This window comes from Flavicella sp. (assembly GCF_029238425.1).
Taxonomy (GTDB): Bacteria; Bacteroidota; Bacteroidia; order Flavobacteriales; family Flavobacteriaceae; genus Flavicella.
This window is the reverse complement of sequence record NZ_JAQWGB010000179.1, coordinates 1-17,437: the sequence shown is the minus strand read 5'-3', so window position 1 is coordinate 17,437 and position 17,437 is coordinate 1. Positions and strand designations below refer to the sequence as shown.

Sequence of the window (17,437 nt, the reverse complement as noted above, 5' to 3'; positions counted from 1 at the left end):
AATACTTTTTAAGCAAAAAAATATGGGTACTAAGGAAGTAAAGTACCCATACTAAAATTAATTGACCAAATTAATTTTGCTAACTTAACTCACTAATTTAAATGTTTTACTATTTTTTTACTGGTCGGAGAGGTTGTTGAATAAAAGAAATCTACAAAGTATCCTTCCTTATTGATTAAATATTTTTGAAAATTCCAACGTACTTTAGAACTTGTATTTCCGTTTCTACTTACTTCTGTTAACCATTTATAAATTGCATGTGTATCCTTTCCTTTTACCTCTACTTTTTCAGTAATCGGGAAAGTTACTCCATAATTTAATTCGCAAAAACTAGAAATTTCTTCATTGCTTCCAGGTTCTTGATTTCCAAATTGGTTACAAGGCAAAGCGATAATTACAAGACTTTCCTTATGGTTTTGATATAATTCTTCTAATTCTTTGTATTGAGGTGTAAATCCGCATTTAGAAGCCACATTGACAAATAAAATATTTTTACCACGATAGTTTTCCAAGTTTATAGGAGTTCCATTACTGGCGTTTATTTTTATTTCGTACAAAGATTCTTTTGACGGAATTATTTTATTTGATGATAAAAAATCCAACATGTTATATTCTAATTTTAGGTTTTAATCTTGCTTCGAATTTTCGTTTTATCAAAGTCAATCTTTTCATAATGTCCATAATTTTGTCATCTTTTGAATTCTTATAAAATTCATTCAACGATAGAATTAATTCTTTTGCTTTCAGAGAGGCCCAAATTTTTTGATCACGACTTTTAAAAGTCTTAATATTTTCTTCGAATTCTAATGCTTCTTGTATAGTTTCCATAAAATACTATTTTTTGATATATCAAATATACAAAATGTTTATTTAAAAACACTTTTTGTTAAACATAATATTTTTAATGATTTTTAAGTTGTTTTATTCCTAAGGAACAAAGAAGATTTTTTTTCGAAACGCTTATCTTTGTTTTATAATTTCAAAATATAAAAATTGTCCCAGCTTCCTTTTAAGAATTTTTTCATCGATGTAATATTACCTATTCCATTGCAACGCTTGTTTACGTACAGTATAACCGAGGCGGAGGCAGAATTTTTGAAAAGAGGAATGCGAATAGCTGTCCCGTTTGGAAAGAAAAAAATATATACTGCTCTAGTGTATAAAATTCATGAAGTGGAGCCCGCAGCATATGAGGCAAAACCAATCCACCAGATATTGGATGAGGTTCCCGTTGTAAACGAATTGCAACTCAAACATTGGGAATGGATTTCAGAATACTATATGTGTTCTTTGGGAGATGTATATAGAGCTGCTTTGCCTTCAGCATTTTTACTAGAAAGTGAAACAATTGTCCTTAAAAATTCAAGTTTTACGCATGAATCTGTGTTAACGGATCCAGAATTTTTGGTTTTTGAAGCCTTAGGTCAACAGAGCCAACTTTCTGTATTAGAGATTAGTAACATACTTTCAAAGAAAAATATTTTCCCCATTTTAAAAACGATGATAGATAAAAATGCTATCGTTTTAAAGGAAGAAATTTATGAATCGTATAAACCGAAACTGGTTAAATATATAAGATTAAAAGAAGAACATAAAGGAGATGCAGCCTTATCTTCTTTATTGGATTCAGTAAAAAGAGCCAAACAGCAGTACCATGCCTTATTGATATTTTTCTCTGTAGAAGCTCAGACCCAAAATCCGATCAAAGCTAAAGATTTACAAGAGAAATCAAATGTATCAGCAGCAGTTTTGAAAGGACTTGTAGATAAAGATATTTTGGAGTTTTATCATATCCAAGTAGATAGGGTAAGTTTTAGAGAAGGGGATGGAAAGTTAAAAACTCTCAATGAGTTTCAAGATAAAGCATATGTTGAAATCAATGCAACTTTTGAAACCAAATCAGTTACTTTATTGCATGGAGTAACCAGTAGTGGGAAAACAGAAGTCTATGCAAAGTTGATTCAAAACCAAATAGATCTAGGGAAACAAGTACTGTTTTTATTACCTGAAATAGCTTTGACAACTCAATTGATAGGAAGGTTGAAACAGTATTTTGGTGGTAAAATATCCGTTTTCCACTCCAAGTATTCTATGAATGAACGTGTAGAGGTTTATAATAACGTTTTGAATAGGAAAGAAAAAGCACAAATAGTTTTAGGAGCGCGGTCTTCTTTGTTTTTGCCATTTTCTAATTTAGGATTGATTATCGTAGATGAAGAACATGAGACTTCTTACAAACAGTTTGAACCTTCGCCTAGATATCATGCAAGAGATGCTGCCATATTGTTGGCACATATGCACAAGGCTAAAACGCTTTTGGGATCTGCAACACCAAGCTTAGAAAGTTATTACAATGCAACCAATAATAAATATGGACTTGTAAACTTGACAAAGAGATTTGGTGAAGTTCAGTTGCCAGCAATTGAATTGGTAGACATCAAAGAAAAGCATAGAAAGAAAAGGATGAATGGACATTTTTCAGATCGTTTGATTTTAGAAATAGAGGAGGCCTTGAAAAATAAAGAGCAAGTCATTTTATTTCAAAACAGGAGAGGATATTCACCGGTTGTAGAATGTGAAACTTGTGGAGTATCTCCAGAATGTCCGAATTGTGATGTTTCTCTAACGTTTCATAAATATAGAAAAGAGTTGCGATGTCATTATTGCAATTACCGTCAAGCAATGCCACTGAACTGTGGAGCTTGTGGATCCACAAAACTGACTACCATTGGTTTCGGTACTGAACAAATTGAATTGGAATTGAATGAATTGTTTCCAGAGGTGAAAATTGGTAGAATGGATTTAGATACCACACGTGGCAAATACGGATATCAAAAAATTATTGGTGCTTTTCAGGCCCAGGAAATAGATATTTTAGTAGGAACACAAATGTTATCCAAAGGACTTGATTTTGGAAAGGTAAGTTTAGTTGGAGTGATGAATGCCGACAATATGTTGAATTTTCCAGATTTTAGAGCACATGAAAGAACTTTTCAAATGATGGTTCAGGTAGCCGGTAGATCAGGGCGTTCTAAAAAGAGAGGAAAAGTAATTATCCAAACTTTCAATCCGTACCATCAAATTTTGCAACAAGTTTCTACCAATGATTATTCACATATGTATAAGGAGCAGTTAGAAGACCGTTGGCAATTCCATTATCCTCCATTTTACAGAGTGTTAAAAATAACGCTCAGACATCGTGATTTAGTGACATTGGATAACGCAGCGGAATGGTTTGGAACTTCTTTAAAAAATGCTTTTAAAGATAATGTATTAGGTCCAACTGCTCCGAATGTATCAAGAGTAAGAAATCTTTATATCAAACATATAACCTTAAAGATACCACCAAAGCAATCTTTAAAGGCAACCAAAAAGCATATTGAAAAAATTCAGAATACTTTTACTGCCATTGCAGCATATCGATCAGTTCGCTTAGGAATTGATATAGATGCTTATTAAGACGGATCTTTCCCGTAAATATTGTTATACAAGTCTTTGTGAATTTCTTTGATGATCTTACGCTTCATTTTCAAAGTAGGCGTTAAATGACCACTTTCAATACTCCATTCCTCTGGTGTCAATTCAAATTTCTTGATCTGTTCCCACTTTCCAAAGTTGGTATTGCATTTATCTACTTCTCTCTGAATTCTTTTGATGATTCTTTCGTTAGAGCAAATGTCACTCAATTCAGATCCGCAACCTATTTCTTTTCTTTTGATCCATTCTTTGATAAATGCAAAATTTGGTTGTATCAAAGCCGCAGGCATTTTTTCTCCTTCACCAATAACCATGATTTGTTCTATAAAACGAGATTGTTTTAATTCATTTTCTAGTAGAGCAGGAGCCACGTATTTACCTCCGGAAGTTTTAAACATTTCCTTTTTTCGATCGGTAATCGTCAAGAAATTGTCATCAGATAAAACTCCTATATCTCCCGTATGGAAATAATCACCTGTCATCACACTAGCCGTTTTTTCAGGATCTTTATAGTACCCTAACATTACATTTGGTCCCTTGGCAAGAATTTCTCCGTCCTCTGCAATTTTTACTTCTACATTGTCGATAATTCTTCCAACCGTACCAATTCTTATTCCATGATTATAGGGGCAGTTTACAGAAATTACTGGAGAAGTTTCCGTCAAACCATAGCCTTCTAATATTGGCATTCCTGCAGCAGAAAAAACTCGAATCAATCTGGATTGTAAGGGAGCAGAACCAGAAACCAATGTATTCATTTTTCCTCCTAAAGCATCCTTCCATTTAGAGAAAATAAGTTTTCTTGCTAGTTTTAATTGTGTTTCATACCACCATCCATTGGCTCCATAGGGCTCAAAGCGTAACCCAAGGTTCAAGGCCCAGAAAAATAAGCCCTTTTTAATTCCTGTTAGATTGGTTCCTTTTTCAACAATGGCATCGTATATTTTTTCATATAACCTCGGAACAGCCGTCATAATATCAGGTTGAATTTCTTTAAGGTTGTCACTAATGGTTTCTTGTGCTTGTGCAAAATAAATTTCTATACCACAGTAGATATATAAATAATGGATGATACGTTCGAATACATGACAAACGGGTAAAAAGCTCAATGCTTTGGCATGACCATGTACTAAAGGAACTCTTGGAGTACTATCAAGTGTATTAGAAACAAGGTTTTTATGAGATAACATCACCCCTTTAGGTTTTCCGGTAGTCCCAGAAGTATAGATGATGGTTGCCAAGTCATCTGGTTGTACCGTTTTTTTTAGGGCTTCAACTTCCTCTTGATTTCCTGTGTCTTTTCCTAACTCTAAAACTTCTTTCCAGTTCTTTTCGCCTGTAATCTGATCAAAAGTGAACACTTCTTTAAGATGTGTGTCGTCTTTTATTTGATTTAATTTTTCAATGATACTCACATCAGATACAAAACAATAGGTCGCTTCAGAGTGATTCAATACATATTGATAATCTTCTTTGCTGATGGTTGGGTAAATAGGAATTGTTTGCGCTCCTAGTTGGAGAACTCCCATGTCCATCACATTCCATTCTGTTCTATTGGTACTTGAAATCAATGCTATTTTATCATTGGGTTTGACTCCAAGTTTTAAAAGACCTCTACTAATTTTATTAATTTCATCAATATATTCCTGAGAAGATAGACTTACCCATTCATCTCCGTATTTAGTAGAGAATGCTTTTTTCAAATTGAACTTTTCAAGTTGATGCTGTGGGAAATCAAATAATAAGGAGATATCTTTCATAATTATAGAGTCGTTTTAATCTGGAAAATTAACAGATGTTAATGCAAAATAGGAAATAAAATAAAACTAGCCAATTAAGGATTCGTTAATTCTAGTTTGTGTTTAATTTACAAAATTATTTTTTTATAATTCTTAAGGAAATTGGAGTCTCTGTATCTAAGACCCGAAGGATATACAGACCGTGCTCAAGTCCAGAAAGGGCGATTCGTTTTCCGCTGGCTTTTCCTTTTTTTACAGTTTGATTGTTGTGAGTAACTATTTCATAAACAAAGTTATCTACATCATAATTTCTGAGTTCAATCATATCGGCTGCTGGGTTCGGAAAAATAAATGGCAGTTCTTCTTTTTCTTTTTGTTCAGGAAAAATTTCTTTGTTGCAAGCTAGGTCAATGTATTCTTGTAAATCTGTTTTTCTATGTTTGCTTTCATAGAACAATTCTTTTGATTTTTGAAGCAGTTCACAGGCCTCTTCATATTGCTGTGTTTCATACAATACAACTCCTAAATTTCTCATGGCGAATGAATTGTCTTCATTTATTTCTAAAGCCTCTTCTAAATCGTTGATGCCTTTTTCTGTTTCCCCTAGTTTATGAAAAAGAAATCCACGAATAGTTCGTAAATCGCGTTCGGCAGAACCGACTCCGTATTTATATAAACTTTTCTCATTTTTAAATGAAATTTGAACATGATACATGGCTTTTTCATAGTCTCCTAAATCTGTATAGGTAGCGCCAAGAACCCAATGCGCAAAGGAATGATTGGGTACTATTTCTATTGCCTGATTTAAATAATTGATTCCTAAATCGTATGATTTTATTTGAATCAAGTAAGAACCTAGATTATGATAAAGTCTGCTTTGTTCTGGTGAAGCCCGTAAGGCTTTATATTTGTATTGAATGGCATAGTTCTCCATTTCATAACTACTGTAGATACTCCCTAAATAATCATAAACAGCAGCGACTAATTTATGATATTTCGCTTGTTTTTCGACTGAGAATTTTCCAATATAGCGTTCTAGTTTTTTTAAATCATTGAGGGCTAAAGAGTAATTCCCTAAACGATATCGTAAACTTGCTCTTTGATAAGATTTGTCAAAAGAATTGCTTGTTTTTTTTATTTTCTCATTGACTGTATTTAGCTGTAAATAATGTTTTCTTGTACGTTCTTCTGTTTTAAGAGTAAACTCAATTTTTTTATTGATACGCTCAATGAGTTTCCCATTTTCATATTTCCAAATAGTTGTTATTTCTCCTTTGGAGTTGTACTGGTAAAAGGTACCGTGGTATTTTCCGTTTTTGAAATAGATTTCCTCATTAATTTTCCCTGATTTGTAATAGGTTTTTAGACTGTCAATTTTTTTGTCATAACCGTACCATTTGATGCGAGCAGGTATACCATCATTGTATAAGTCTTTTTTTATTTTAGGAGGAGTTTCATAAATTTCAGCCTGCGCATAGATATAGCTGCAGTTTAGAAATAGGAGAAATAAAGAAACGGTTTTTAACATGGCGAATTTTTATGTTCAAGTTACTGTTTTTTTTGAACAACTAAAAAGCCAATTGATTTAGTTATTTTCTATATCACTGATATGATGCTCTAAGGCTTTTACAGAGATTTGAATTTCTACAATCAAAACAGAAAGAGAAACGATTAAGAGCAACAAAGCAAGACCAAATACCCAGGTAGCCAATGTGTTTAGTTCTATGTAAATTAAAAACATAGTTACCACACAAAGGAGCAAGCTAGAAATACCAAAAATCTGCATGGCTCTAGTTAAATAAAGCCGTTGCTTGATATTTTTAATTTGTTTGATCAGCACGGCATCCTTGTTTTTAAGGTAGGTGTCATGAAGACTTCTTACCACGGTAGCATAAGCCAAAAAACGATTGGTATAGGCTAGCATGATTAAGGAAATCGCGGAAAATAAAAGTGCCGGAGTAGTCAGTGTCAATTCTTTCATAATATATGATAAGGTTTGACTAAGTTAAGAATTTTGATTTAGTAAAAAACAAAATCCGGAAGATCTCTGCTACAATGTCCTGACCACATACTAAGAGTGTTGGATCCGGTATTGAAAATAAATAAAGTGTCTCCTTCTTGGATTTTATGAAATTTTAAATCTTTAAAAAGAATATCACCTGCAAAACATAAAGGACCCACAATATTATACGATTGTAGTGCAGCATTCTCCTCGGGTTTATCTTTGTACAGAATAGAGCAAGGGTAGTTTGCATTTAAATTGGAATATACTTTTCTCACAAAAAGATCGGCACCAACATGAACATAAACCAATTCAGGTAAAGAATCGTCATTAGAAAGAACATATTCTACATTAGAGGCTACGAAACTGTTGTGTTTGTGCACAAAGTTACCGTATTCAGTCACCAAATTAAAATCTGAAATATTTGGAATCTGATGCATCGCAGCAACAAATTCGCGCATTGTTTTTTTGTCGAATTCGATACCTCCTCCAATATCTAGGGTAATGATTTTATTTTCAATCCCTTTTTTTGTTCGTAGCTTGTTTATTTCTACTGCCAAAGCAACCATTGTTGTAATTGCCTTTAAATTGGGAGATAAATCAGTGAGGCTAGAACCAATATGAAAATGCAAACAGTCAATTTCAGAATATTGAATACAATTCTCGATGATCGCTTTTCTTTTTGTGATAGGAACTCCAAATTTTGAATTGGCTGTGGAGACATTGAAAAATGTACCTCCGGCATTTTCTACCAAAGGATTCACTCTAAGTCCAATATGACCGTTAAAGTTTTTAGGATATCTTTTTAATTCTTCTAAGGAGTTTGCATTGAGCAACATTCCCGGTAATTCGTGATGGCATTTATTTATTTCACTTATCGTTTTTACAGGAGAGTCAAAAACAATTTGATCATTCGCTGCACCTGCTTTTTTTGCAAGTAGTACCTCTTCAAAAGAAGCGGCTTCTAGTCCAAAACCTCTTTGAATTATGTGCGCCAAAACATCTGCTTGATTGCATGTTTTTATGGCGATGGCATGTTTTGTATTTGCGGGGAAAATATCTCTTAACAAATTCAATTGATAATCTAAGACCTGTTTAGAATAAAAAATAGTAGCCTTTTCAGGTGAACATAGTTTTTTTTCAATGGCTTTTAGGTAGTGAGCTTCTGCTTCTTGTCTAGAGATCGTCATAGTGTTCCTTAAGATTGCTAATTAAGATAGCAACGATTTTTTTATCCAATTCAAATGCTGTTTCATTTTTGGTAACAAATTCTCTAATGTTTTTAGAACCTATGGCCAATCGAAGAAAAGATTTATCACTAAAATAGGTTACTGGTTGCCCAATAAATACCATAGATTTTCCTTCAGACAGGTCTTTATAGCTTTTAGTAACCGTAAGGTAGTGCAATTTTCTTAGCTGTTTTTCATTTAAATAGGCTCCCTTATATTTCAGTCGAAAAGAAATAATGGTTTTATTGGTGTCCTCTTGGTAAGGCATCAGTTCAAACTCTGGATAGTTATTTATGAACTCAATAACATGGTTTCTCCATGAATCAATTTTTTCTTGAACTTGTTTAGAAGGAATTAAATTGAAATTTAGTATTTCCTGTAAGGTATATTTCCATTTTATGATACGAGCCGGGTTTAACTGATCTCTCAATCCTAGTTTAGATCTTAAAGTAGGAGGTAAGTCATACGTAGAAAAAATGCTACTAAATTCTTCAATAGAATTAGCATTGGCTTTTTTAGAAATATTATTAAGAATTGTTTTTGGAATTAATACAGCAGCGCAGAAAGGAGGACATTGATAAAACTTAGACCCGGTAATCATCACTGTAGAATTTTTTCTAATCAGTTTTTTTATGATTTCTTTGGAATGTCTAAACTGACATAAATCGGTATTCCATAAAACATTAGGTGCATCAATTTTATCAATTAGTTCCAAATTGTCTTCAATACCAGATTTGCTACCATATACCAAATTAATAATGATGGTGTGCTCAGGATGGTTTTTTACAACCTCAATAATCTCTTCTTGGTTGTTGATAATTTCACCTTTTTCACAGCGCGCCTTGCAAAAATAAGTTTCAATGTCGTTGTTTGCTAAGATGCTATCTCCCTTGACAACCGCTTCTCCAAATTGATTGTAGTTTGAATAATATTTACCGCTAGAAGCCAGTCTTGTTCCCGACCCTAATTCTTCGATGCAAGTGGTAATATTTAATATTTTTCTGTTGGGTGCAATTAATCTCGAAAGAATAAGAGGTACATAAACAAGGTCTGTACCAGAGGGTGCTAAGAATAATTCAAAATCATCTTCGTTTTCCTCATTGATAAAATCTTTAACTCTTTCAAAAATTTGATCGTTTTCTGAAATCCATTCAGAGGTGTCATTGATAGATTGATACATGTCCTTGATCAATTCAATACTATCATCTGTAACCACAGAACAAGTGCAAGAACCACGATTGATAACTTTTGTATTTGTAGCACTTACTCCATAGCGAGTCAATCCTTTGTCATTGGTGAATATTCTTTCATCTGCTCCCTGCGACAATAAGTTTTTAATATCTCTTTCTTCTTTTAACTCAATCATGTATTGGTTTCTGTATCTTAATTTTGTGCTCAATTTAGAATTTAAATTTTATTATGCAAATGCAAAGTGCTATTTTATCTAATTTGAGTCTTACAAAAGGATTCTTGTTGTTTGATTTTTTCGTAAAAATAATTTACTCTAAAGTAACAGATTCTATCAATAATTTAAAATCTTCTGCATTTTTATTTGCAATTAGAAATGTTATCTGCTCAATGCCTCCGCCTGAAAAATTGTCTTGATCTAATTTTCTACCTCTGAAGGCCGGGTACATTTGATTCAGGGGGATTTCTATTTTTTCCCATGTACCGTTGGTCTCAAAAATGGATATGTAAGAAAAATAATCCTGTGTGGAAGATTTAATTCTGAATTGATATTTTTTTTGGTCTCCTTTAATTTTCAAAATTACTTTTGAATAAGAGGAGGTGTTTATAGAGGGAAACTGGTATCGCACAGAAGAAAAACCTCCGTTGTTTTCTAAAGAAACCTTTCCTTCAAAAACACCCTGTTTTTCTTCATTGATGTTAAATTTTCCAGAGGATTCCCCTCCCATAACCACATCATCAACTACTACCCAATTTTCAGGTGTTGCTGATTGTTTAAAATCGATAATTATTTGTGCTTTCATAGCAATTGGCATAAGAATCAAAAATAGTAATTTCATCAGTGTTTTTTGCATGTTTAAAGTCAAAATTAATCTTTGATTTTGCGGTTATAGTTGCTGCCTCTTGGCGCATTGTTTTCTTTTAAAACGATTTCTGAATGTAAATATTGAGCTGCATCTGCAGAACCTTTTACTTTTGATTCGCTTCTAGCAATCATTTCACGCTCGTATTCTAAAAGTACAGATGCTCTAATTCCTTTTTTTCTCCAATCAGAACCCTCATTACAAAACTTTGTGATTTTTCTAGCTAAGGATAAGGCATCGAGTAATGCTTGATTGGCTCCTTGGCCTTTAAACGGACTCATAGGATGAGCTGCGTCACCTAATAAAGTTGATTTGTTTGCTTTTGAGAAATGCTCTTCTGTGAGTAAAGTTCTATCATAAACAGGATATCCTGAAATAAGAGAATCGGCTGTGTTTTGAATAATATCTGGTATAGGCTGGTGCCATTGGGTTCTTAGAAGAGCTTCTTTTTTTAGTGATTTAGAGCCTTTTTTACTTAAGTGAATTGCTTGCTCTTCTAGTAAAGGAAAACTAAGTTGCCACATAACTTTGTCAGCAGTAAAGGGCATTACATAAATTCTTTCATTTCCGTTGGCCGTTTGAAAAACAGTCTCTCCATTCAATAAAGGGTTGTCTTTTAATCTGTTTAATGGACAAATTCCTAAAATAACAATGCAATCTAAATAGTTAAGAGGTGTCGTAGCTTCTCCAATAATTTGTTTTCTAACAGAACTTCGAATACCATCTGCACCAACAATAAGATCAGCAGTTTCTGTTATTATACTTCCATTAACATTAAAGTTCATAGAAATAGTTTCTTCGTCTTTAAAGTCGATGAGTTGATGGTTCCATTGAATAGATTCTTGACCACCAATTTGGGTCAAAAGTTCTTTTCTTAATTCTTGTCGAGCGATATGAATATTAGTGCGCTTGTTGTTCGGAATCGATTTTTGATCTACCCATTTTTGCATTCCCCATTCTCCAAGGATGTCGCCTTCAGTATTGTGTACTACGTGTTTTTTTGAAACTATCCCATTTGTGAGATCAAATAACCCAAGTCCTTGTATAGCCTTACTAGCCTGTTGTAACGTAAGTCCATAACCTTGAGCTCGTTCTTCAAAAGAACCATCTCTTTCGTAAATAATAAATGGAATTCCTCGGTGCAAACAGGCAATCCCTAAAGCAATTCCTCCGATACCACCCCCTATGATTGCCACCTTTGGGTATTCTTTGATTGTTGGAAAAAAGTTGGATTTCACAATCCCGGTTCCTTCACAACTTGCACATGAATATTGAGGTCTTTTAGGTAAGCTAGGTTGTTTTTTTGCGTTTGGGTTTTCTTGAAAAGCTTCTAGATCTTTTTGATATTGAGCCCTCACTTTTTTTCGTAGTTTCCTACTTTTCATTCCTTGCCCTTTGCAATCTTCACAACTTGCAAATTTCATGTCGTTGTTTGGGTTCATAAATACTGTTTCAGTACTGGTAATAAGTTTTTTTTACTTGGACCGAAATTTACTCTTTTTTTATAAAACTAAAGATCCTGCAGGTTTCTTTGATGATGCAAGAATATTATAAATATGAAAAAGACATTGTCTTTTATGTTTTTGAAAATAGCTTTTTATAATAGATTGTCATTTTTTCTGCTTTTTTTATTTTGAGTAGACTGGTCTATTTATTTGCTGAATTTTTTTAGTTTTTTCAAATTATCATTGAACCAATTTTAATAAATATTATTTCTCCCCCGTTGTAAATAAACCTTCCATCACCAAAGGAACTCCATCAAAGTCAAGTTCTGGTTCAGCTATTATTTCTGTCGATACTTTTTGAAAGCCGGTAGTCTTTAATAAGAGTTCTATTTCCTGTTGAGTATGTTTTTCAAAATTGTGTTTGGTAAAAGAAATTTTATCCATCAGTTCCTGAGATCGATAGCCAATAAGCAATTTTCCTTTTGGTTTTAAAACCCGAAATAATTCTTTAACGTTTGCCTCTAAATTTGGCCAAAAATAAATTGTGTTTGTTGTTGTGATACAATCCATACTGTTATCCTCAAAAGGCAATTTTTCAATAGATCCATTGATAAAAGAAACCTGTCCACTTTCAATAAAGGCTTGGTTTAATTTTGTAGCCTCATCAATCATTGTCTGAGAAAAATCTAGACCCACATAACGTAAATTTGTGTTAAGAGCCAATAGGTCTTTTATAAAATACCCATTTCCCATTCCAATTTCAAGGATGTTTGAATTGGGAGAAGGAGCCAAGCATTTATACGAATTAAGACAAATGTATTTGTTGCCTTTGTTCATTTGTTTGCCAACTTCTTTACCTTGTTCTCCAGATGGTTTTTTTAATTGACTTGCTAATTCTTTTTCTGTCAAGTCGGTAGAGTTAAATTTTTCAGCCATAAGTAGATCTTTTTCATTTTTTACTCGGTGAATTTAGAAATAAAAAATTAGTTTCGAAACCATGGAGCTTAAAAAAAAATAGAAATAAAATTTTGACTGTTTTGTAAAAAAAATGGCTAATTAGCTAGTTTAAAAATGGATTAAGATTTATTTTTTCTTATAATTTTTAAAATTCTACTATAAGCTATTTCTGCCAAATTCCATTGATAACCATTGAAGTCTGTGGTATTGTTAAATTGAATGACCACGGTATCTATATCTTCGTGATATTTAGCGATGCTTTGATAGCCAGCGGCTAAACCTGTATGATTGTACTCATACAGAGAGCTATAGGTTTCTTGCTCATCAGATTGAAATACAGTACCATCATTCAATGCTCTTAAAAAAACAGCAACATCATGTGCAGTGGCAAACATACCCTGATCTTTGTGCTTTTGATCTTTATCAATTCCTACGTAATAACCGCTCATCACACGGTCTAAATCTAGGTCTTTATTAGAGCCATACGTATCCGTCAATCCTAGTGGTTGAAGAATTTTTTCTTTGATATAATAAAATTGATCCTTGCCTGTGATTTTTTCAATCAGTTTGGCTAGTAAAAGGTAATTGGTGTTGCTATATCCATAGGAAGTATTTGGCTTAAAGTTGGCAGGAAGGTCTAAAACATATGCAATAGCACCATCTCTATTAGAAGGAGGATTTTGCCAAAACTCATTTTGATCTGTGAAATTAGGAATTCCGCTGCGATGCTTCACGAGCATTTCTATTGTAATTTGATCTGCATATTCAATATGTCCAATATATTCTGGGAAATAAGAAGCGACACTTTTTTGTAGGTCTATTTTATTTTCATGAGTCAATTTGGTAATAGCAACTGCAACATACAATTTTGTGATACTAGCAATACAAAATAAGGCATCTGGTTTGGCAGGTATTTTCATTTCTTTGTTATGCCAGCCAGCAGCATACATTTGAGGTTCCTTTCCTGCTTCCTCTACATAGACAATCATTCCATCAAAACCAAAATTCAGACTTTGCTCTAGTTGTCCTTCTATATTGTTTGGTAAAGGGAGAATCCAAGCTTTTATTAAAATCCAGGGTACAAAATATAAAGAAATAAAAGTTCCGGAAAAAAGGATGGCTCTTAGAATGTAAACACTGGTTTTTTTCTTCATTTTGACGCTGTTGATGAACGAGTAAGCTCAATGTAAAAATAAGTTTATCCTTTGAAAAAAAATAACCTTTGGCTTTTATTGTTCCTTTTTTATAAAAAAAAACGGTTTGAATGTACTTCAAACCGTTTTATATAATTTCAAAAATATTTATTTAAGTTCCTTCAAAATAGTCAATGCTGCTAGTTTTCCAAGTTCGTTTGAAGCGAGAGGACTTGCTCCCGTAATTAATTTTCTATCAGCGCAAACAGTAGTATCAGATTTCGTATTCATGAGTATAGCTCCCAAATTTTTCAATTTTTCGCTCAGTCCCCAAGGCATATGTCCAGGAAGGTACCCAATCAACGGAGTTTGTTTGTCAACAGAATCTGGAAATACTGCCATTTTATATCCTTCATAGAGGAATTTCTCACCATTTAAGGTGGTTGATAATAAAGATCCGGGTCCATGACATAATGTGACTGTGAATAATTCATTTTCATTTGCCCAATGTAATATCTTTCCAACATTTTCGTTTTCAGGAATTCCAATCATCGCACCATGCCCACCAGGGATAAAAACAGCAGCATAATTCTCTGATTTGGTAAAAGAATTATTTATAAAATCCGTTAAACTCAACGGTTTTTGCAATTGTGGCTGTAGCTGTTTGAAAATTTTAGAAACATATTCATCTTCATTTGGAAAGGCCCACATTTCAAAAACTACGGGTTTTCCAGTAGGAGTTGCAATTTCAAAATCAAAACCAGCATTTTGTAAATGTAACATGGGTAGCAAAGCTTCTATAGGATGATTTCCAGTAGAAAATGCTTTGCCATTTTTCATGATCATGTTTTTCTCCTCAGTAAAGATTACTAAAATTTTAGATCTTTTTCCAGTGTATTTTGGGTATGTAGTGTTTTGATAATCTGTTTTTGATACCGTTCCTAGTTTTAAAGCTAGTTTTGAAGGCTTATAGGATCCATCAGGTTCTAGCTGAGGTGCAATTCCAAGTATTTTTTTTAACATAAGATCTGAATTTTAGTTTTTTCAAAATTAGAAAGCTTCCATTGATAAAAAAATACCCTATGGTAATAAATTAGGTTTTCGATTTTTCGGCTCTTATACGACTTAAACTTTGTTGGGTGATTCCTAAATAAGAAGCAATATGATAGTTTGGTGTATATAGTTCTATATCAGGGTATTGTTTTGTGAAGAGATTGTAACGCTCTTTAGCTGTAAGTTGTAGTTGGTTAAGGATTCTTTTATTTAAACTGACCACATGTCTTTCTAAAATTTTTCTTTGGAAAATTTCAAATTCAGAAAATTTTAAATAGATCTCATCCAAATCTTTTGCATTGAATTGAATGATGTTCGAGTCTTTGATACACTCCACTGTTAGTGTTGCTATATCGGTATCATAGTAAGCAATAAAATCACTTATCCACCAATTTTTAATAGCAAACTGAAGGGTGTGTTCTTTTCCGTTTTTATCAACACAAAAAGACCTTATGCAACCACTTGTAACATAAAAAGTATTTTCGACTCTTTGACCTTGTCTAATTAAAATATCCCCTTTGGAAACTTTCTTTTCTTTGGCAATAGAGTTCACGTACTCTTCCGCTTCAGGACTCATTTCAATGAGGTTTTTAATACTTGATATTAAATCTTGTAACAATTTTAGTGGGTTTAGTGTTTGTGATAATTTATTTTTTTAGAATTCAACTAATGATAAAAATAAAGAAATAGTGTTTGGTGAAAGCAGAAATAGCTAAGAGATTAAAGGTTTTCTTACTCACTATAATTCGATTTTGTGGATGTCAGATAGTTTTTTGGTACAATTTTGAGATGTTGTCTTATATAGTTTCTATATTCAACTAGCTCCGGAAAGTTATAGAAAAATAAGATTTTATCATTCTTTATAACTCCTTTACTCGGAGCATCACATAAAACAAAGTACGTCCAAGATTCAGCTATATCTTCTTCAGGTGCTTCTGCAGCATAATCTGTTACAAACTCGTTCTCGTATTGGAAATAAAAGTCCAATAGTTTTTTTGCTTTCCTATTAGAGTTCTTTTTGCTGTCTATTTTATCCCATTCAATAAGCCGATCTATAGACCAGAACTCCCTCACAAAAAGACCTAAGTAACTTTCCTTTTTTGCATATCCTTCAGAGGTAAGGTAACCTTTGTTTTCATCTTGAAATAGGTCATCAGTAAGTTCAATTTGTGTTGAGTTTAATGTCAACAAGTGTCCAAATTCATGGATTATTGTATGAGAATAATCTATAATTTCTGACTCGTCCTTGCTGTTGATGTTTGCGTCTTCAATATCAAGGTCAAATAGCCATCGAACCACAGAGTTATCTAATTGATTCAGTCCTCCGAGATCTTCTTCTTCACCATCGGTAAACAAACGAAGGGAGACAATATACGTATTGATTAAATGCTTAGGAAGCATGTTTGTAATTACATTCCAGTAGCTCTGTCCTAGTTCATTATTGTTAGCTGTAATTTCATTCTGAAGTACTCCATTTTTTATTTCCCAAATACCATATTCTTTTTGAGAAAATATACATGAAGAATTTATAAGGAAAAGGAAGGCAATAAAAATTTTATGAATCATATCATCGTAATTATGGAGAAACACAGTTCTTGTATCTAACAATAGAGAAAGATACTAAATTTACTTTTCCAAAACTCGCAATGCAATGATGTTTTAGACTGACAATAATTAGGACTTGATATTTATTCTAAAATAAAATGACTTATTCTTGGTCGGACTCCCTGTGAACATTATCCAAGTTCAAAGGTTGTCATTCCAAAAATTTTATTCCAAGGATTTTCAGGTGCTTTGCCATTGTACATTCTTCCACATTCAAAAACGAATTTAGCATTGTGTTTTTCTACTAATTTTTTAGCATCCATATTAATTAATGGAATATCTAGAAAAACAGATTTATTGGGAACAGCATTTAAACAAGCTTTATATAGAGCGTTGGCGATTTCGTAATCATCCGCGAAAAGAGGCCCGATTTTATATCCTGTATCTACTTTCCTAAGAATACAGAAACCTTTCAGGCTATTGTTTTCAGAGTATTGGAAGGAGAAACTATCGGTAAGAAAAATCCATTTTTTGAGAAAATTTTGTCTAGGAAATCCAAAACACCTGAGGTCATAAGTAGTAATTTTATCAAAATATTTTGCATAAATGGGAGAGATGTTTGGATGTACTGGGAATTTTTGGCCTATTTTTTCATATCGTTTGTCTTTAAAAGCAAGTTCAAAACCTCCTTTTTTATAAAAAGGTTGCATCGCTACAACTCCGTCCATACCAATACTGGCGTTAGGGAGTAGTCTACTTTTGAGTTTCTCCAATCTTTGACGCCAAAGTTTCGTTCCGATTCCAAG

At 33.0% G+C, this 17,437-nt stretch carries 16 protein-coding genes; 1 reads left to right on the top strand and 15 read right to left on the bottom strand.

Going from position 1 to position 17,437, the window contains the following annotated elements; genetic code table 11:
• Nucleotides 1-92: 92 nt before the first annotated feature.
• Both P8H68_RS12335 and P8H68_RS12330 read right to left on the bottom strand, forming a co-directional pair.
• Nucleotides 93-605, bottom strand: a complete 513-nt coding sequence (locus tag P8H68_RS12335; RefSeq protein ID WP_300325633.1) for a glutathione peroxidase — start codon at nt 603-605, stop codon at nt 93-95.
• 1 nt (nt 606) lies between these two features.
• A complete protein-coding gene (locus P8H68_RS12330) occupies nt 607-828 on the bottom strand; it encodes a hypothetical protein (protein WP_300325630.1) in 222 nt (73 codons plus the stop codon).
• Nucleotides 829-993: 165 nt separating this feature from the next.
• Between P8H68_RS12330 and priA the strand changes: the two genes are divergently transcribed.
• Nucleotides 994-3,459 carry a primosomal protein N' gene (gene priA, locus P8H68_RS12325; RefSeq protein ID WP_300325628.1) on the top strand — a complete coding sequence of 822 codons (2,466 nt, stop codon included), beginning with the start codon at nt 994-996 and terminating at the stop codon, nt 3,457-3,459.
• On the opposite strand, the gene P8H68_RS12320 is transcribed toward priA, so the two are convergent.
• The 13 genes from P8H68_RS12320 to P8H68_RS12260 all read right to left on the bottom strand — a co-directional run.
• Nucleotides 3,456-5,237, bottom strand: a complete 1,782-nt coding sequence (locus P8H68_RS12320) for a long-chain fatty acid--CoA ligase (RefSeq protein WP_300325625.1) — start codon at nt 5,235-5,237, stop codon at nt 3,456-3,458. The genes priA and P8H68_RS12320 overlap by 4 nt on opposite strands.
• 115 nt (nt 5,238-5,352) lie before the next feature.
• Nucleotides 5,353-6,744, bottom strand: a complete 1,392-nt coding sequence (locus tag P8H68_RS12315) for a tetratricopeptide repeat protein (protein ID WP_300325622.1) — start codon at nt 6,742-6,744, stop codon at nt 5,353-5,355.
• Between the two features lie 57 nt (nt 6,745-6,801).
• Nucleotides 6,802-7,197, bottom strand: a complete 396-nt coding sequence (locus P8H68_RS12310; RefSeq protein WP_300325619.1) for a DUF2721 domain-containing protein — start codon at nt 7,195-7,197, stop codon at nt 6,802-6,804.
• A 38-nt stretch (nt 7,198-7,235) separates the two neighbouring features.
• Nucleotides 7,236-8,408 carry a hypothetical protein gene (locus P8H68_RS12305; RefSeq protein ID WP_300325616.1) on the bottom strand — a complete coding sequence of 391 codons (1,173 nt, stop codon included), beginning with the start codon at nt 8,406-8,408 and terminating at the stop codon, nt 7,236-7,238.
• Nucleotides 8,395-9,813 (bottom strand): hypothetical protein, encoded by a 1,419-nt coding sequence (locus P8H68_RS12300; protein WP_300325613.1) that lies wholly within the window; start codon nt 9,811-9,813, stop codon nt 8,395-8,397. The genes P8H68_RS12305 and P8H68_RS12300 overlap by 14 nt, the downstream gene beginning before the upstream one ends.
• Nucleotides 9,814-9,946: 133 nt before the next feature.
• Nucleotides 9,947-10,474, bottom strand: coding sequence for a CIA30 family protein (locus P8H68_RS12295; RefSeq protein WP_300325611.1), 528 nt, complete (start codon nt 10,472-10,474; stop codon nt 9,947-9,949).
• Between the two features lie 29 nt (nt 10,475-10,503).
• On the bottom strand, nt 10,504-11,940 hold the full coding sequence (locus P8H68_RS12290; protein ID WP_300325608.1) for an NAD(P)/FAD-dependent oxidoreductase: 1,437 nt from the start codon (nt 11,938-11,940) through the stop codon (nt 10,504-10,506).
• A gap of 267 nt (nt 11,941-12,207) precedes the next feature.
• The gene (locus P8H68_RS12285) at nt 12,208-12,879 is read right to left on the bottom strand and encodes a class I SAM-dependent methyltransferase (protein ID WP_300325606.1); all 672 of its coding nucleotides are present in this window, start codon (nt 12,877-12,879) and stop codon (nt 12,208-12,210) included.
• 140 nt (nt 12,880-13,019) lie between these two features.
• A complete protein-coding gene (locus tag P8H68_RS12280; RefSeq protein ID WP_300325604.1) occupies nt 13,020-14,054 on the bottom strand; it encodes a serine hydrolase domain-containing protein in 1,035 nt (344 codons plus the stop codon).
• Nucleotides 14,055-14,201: 147 nt separating this feature from the next.
• Nucleotides 14,202-15,056, bottom strand: a complete 855-nt coding sequence (gene hchA / locus P8H68_RS12275) for a glyoxalase III HchA (RefSeq protein WP_300325601.1) — start codon at nt 15,054-15,056, stop codon at nt 14,202-14,204.
• A 70-nt stretch (nt 15,057-15,126) separates the two neighbouring features.
• Nucleotides 15,127-15,705 (bottom strand): Crp/Fnr family transcriptional regulator, encoded by a 579-nt coding sequence (locus P8H68_RS12270; RefSeq protein WP_300325600.1) that lies wholly within the window; start codon nt 15,703-15,705, stop codon nt 15,127-15,129.
• A 113-nt stretch (nt 15,706-15,818) separates the two neighbouring features.
• Nucleotides 15,819-16,652, bottom strand: a complete 834-nt coding sequence (locus P8H68_RS12265; RefSeq protein ID WP_300325598.1) for a putative zinc-binding metallopeptidase — start codon at nt 16,650-16,652, stop codon at nt 15,819-15,821.
• A gap of 170 nt (nt 16,653-16,822) precedes the next feature.
• Nucleotides 16,823-17,437, bottom strand: a 615-nt coding sequence (locus tag P8H68_RS12260) for a hypothetical protein (RefSeq protein WP_300325596.1), incomplete at its 5' end; no start/stop codon positions are given.

Coding starts and splice junctions, on each gene's coding strand:
- P8H68_RS12335 (WP_300325633.1), bottom strand. CDS start 605: ATGTTGGATTTTTTATCATCAAATAAAATAATTCCGTCAAAAGAATCT.
- P8H68_RS12330 (WP_300325630.1), bottom strand. CDS start 828: ATGGAAACTATACAAGAAGCATTAGAATTCGAAGAAAATATTAAGACT.
- P8H68_RS12320 (WP_300325625.1), bottom strand. CDS start 5,237: ATGAAAGATATCTCCTTATTATTTGATTTCCCACAGCATCAACTTGAA.
- P8H68_RS12315 (WP_300325622.1), bottom strand. CDS start 6,744: ATGTTAAAAACCGTTTCTTTATTTCTCCTATTTCTAAACTGCAGCTAT.
- P8H68_RS12310 (WP_300325619.1), bottom strand. CDS start 7,197: ATGAAAGAATTGACACTGACTACTCCGGCACTTTTATTTTCCGCGATT.
- P8H68_RS12305 (WP_300325616.1), bottom strand. CDS start 8,408: ATGACGATCTCTAGACAAGAAGCAGAAGCTCACTACCTAAAAGCCATT.
- P8H68_RS12300 (WP_300325613.1), bottom strand. CDS start 9,813: ATGATTGAGTTAAAAGAAGAAAGAGATATTAAAAACTTATTGTCGCAG.
- P8H68_RS12295 (WP_300325611.1), bottom strand. CDS start 10,474: ATGAAATTACTATTTTTGATTCTTATGCCAATTGCTATGAAAGCACAA.
- P8H68_RS12290 (WP_300325608.1), bottom strand. CDS start 11,940: ATGAACCCAAACAACGACATGAAATTTGCAAGTTGTGAAGATTGCAAA.
- P8H68_RS12285 (WP_300325606.1), bottom strand. CDS start 12,879: ATGGCTGAAAAATTTAACTCTACCGACTTGACAGAAAAAGAATTAGCA.
- P8H68_RS12280 (WP_300325604.1), bottom strand. CDS start 14,054: ATGAAGAAAAAAACCAGTGTTTACATTCTAAGAGCCATCCTTTTTTCC.
- hchA (WP_300325601.1), bottom strand. CDS start 15,056: ATGTTAAAAAAAATACTTGGAATTGCACCTCAGCTAGAACCTGATGGA.
- P8H68_RS12265 (WP_300325598.1), bottom strand. CDS start 16,652: ATGATTCATAAAATTTTTATTGCCTTCCTTTTCCTTATAAATTCTTCA.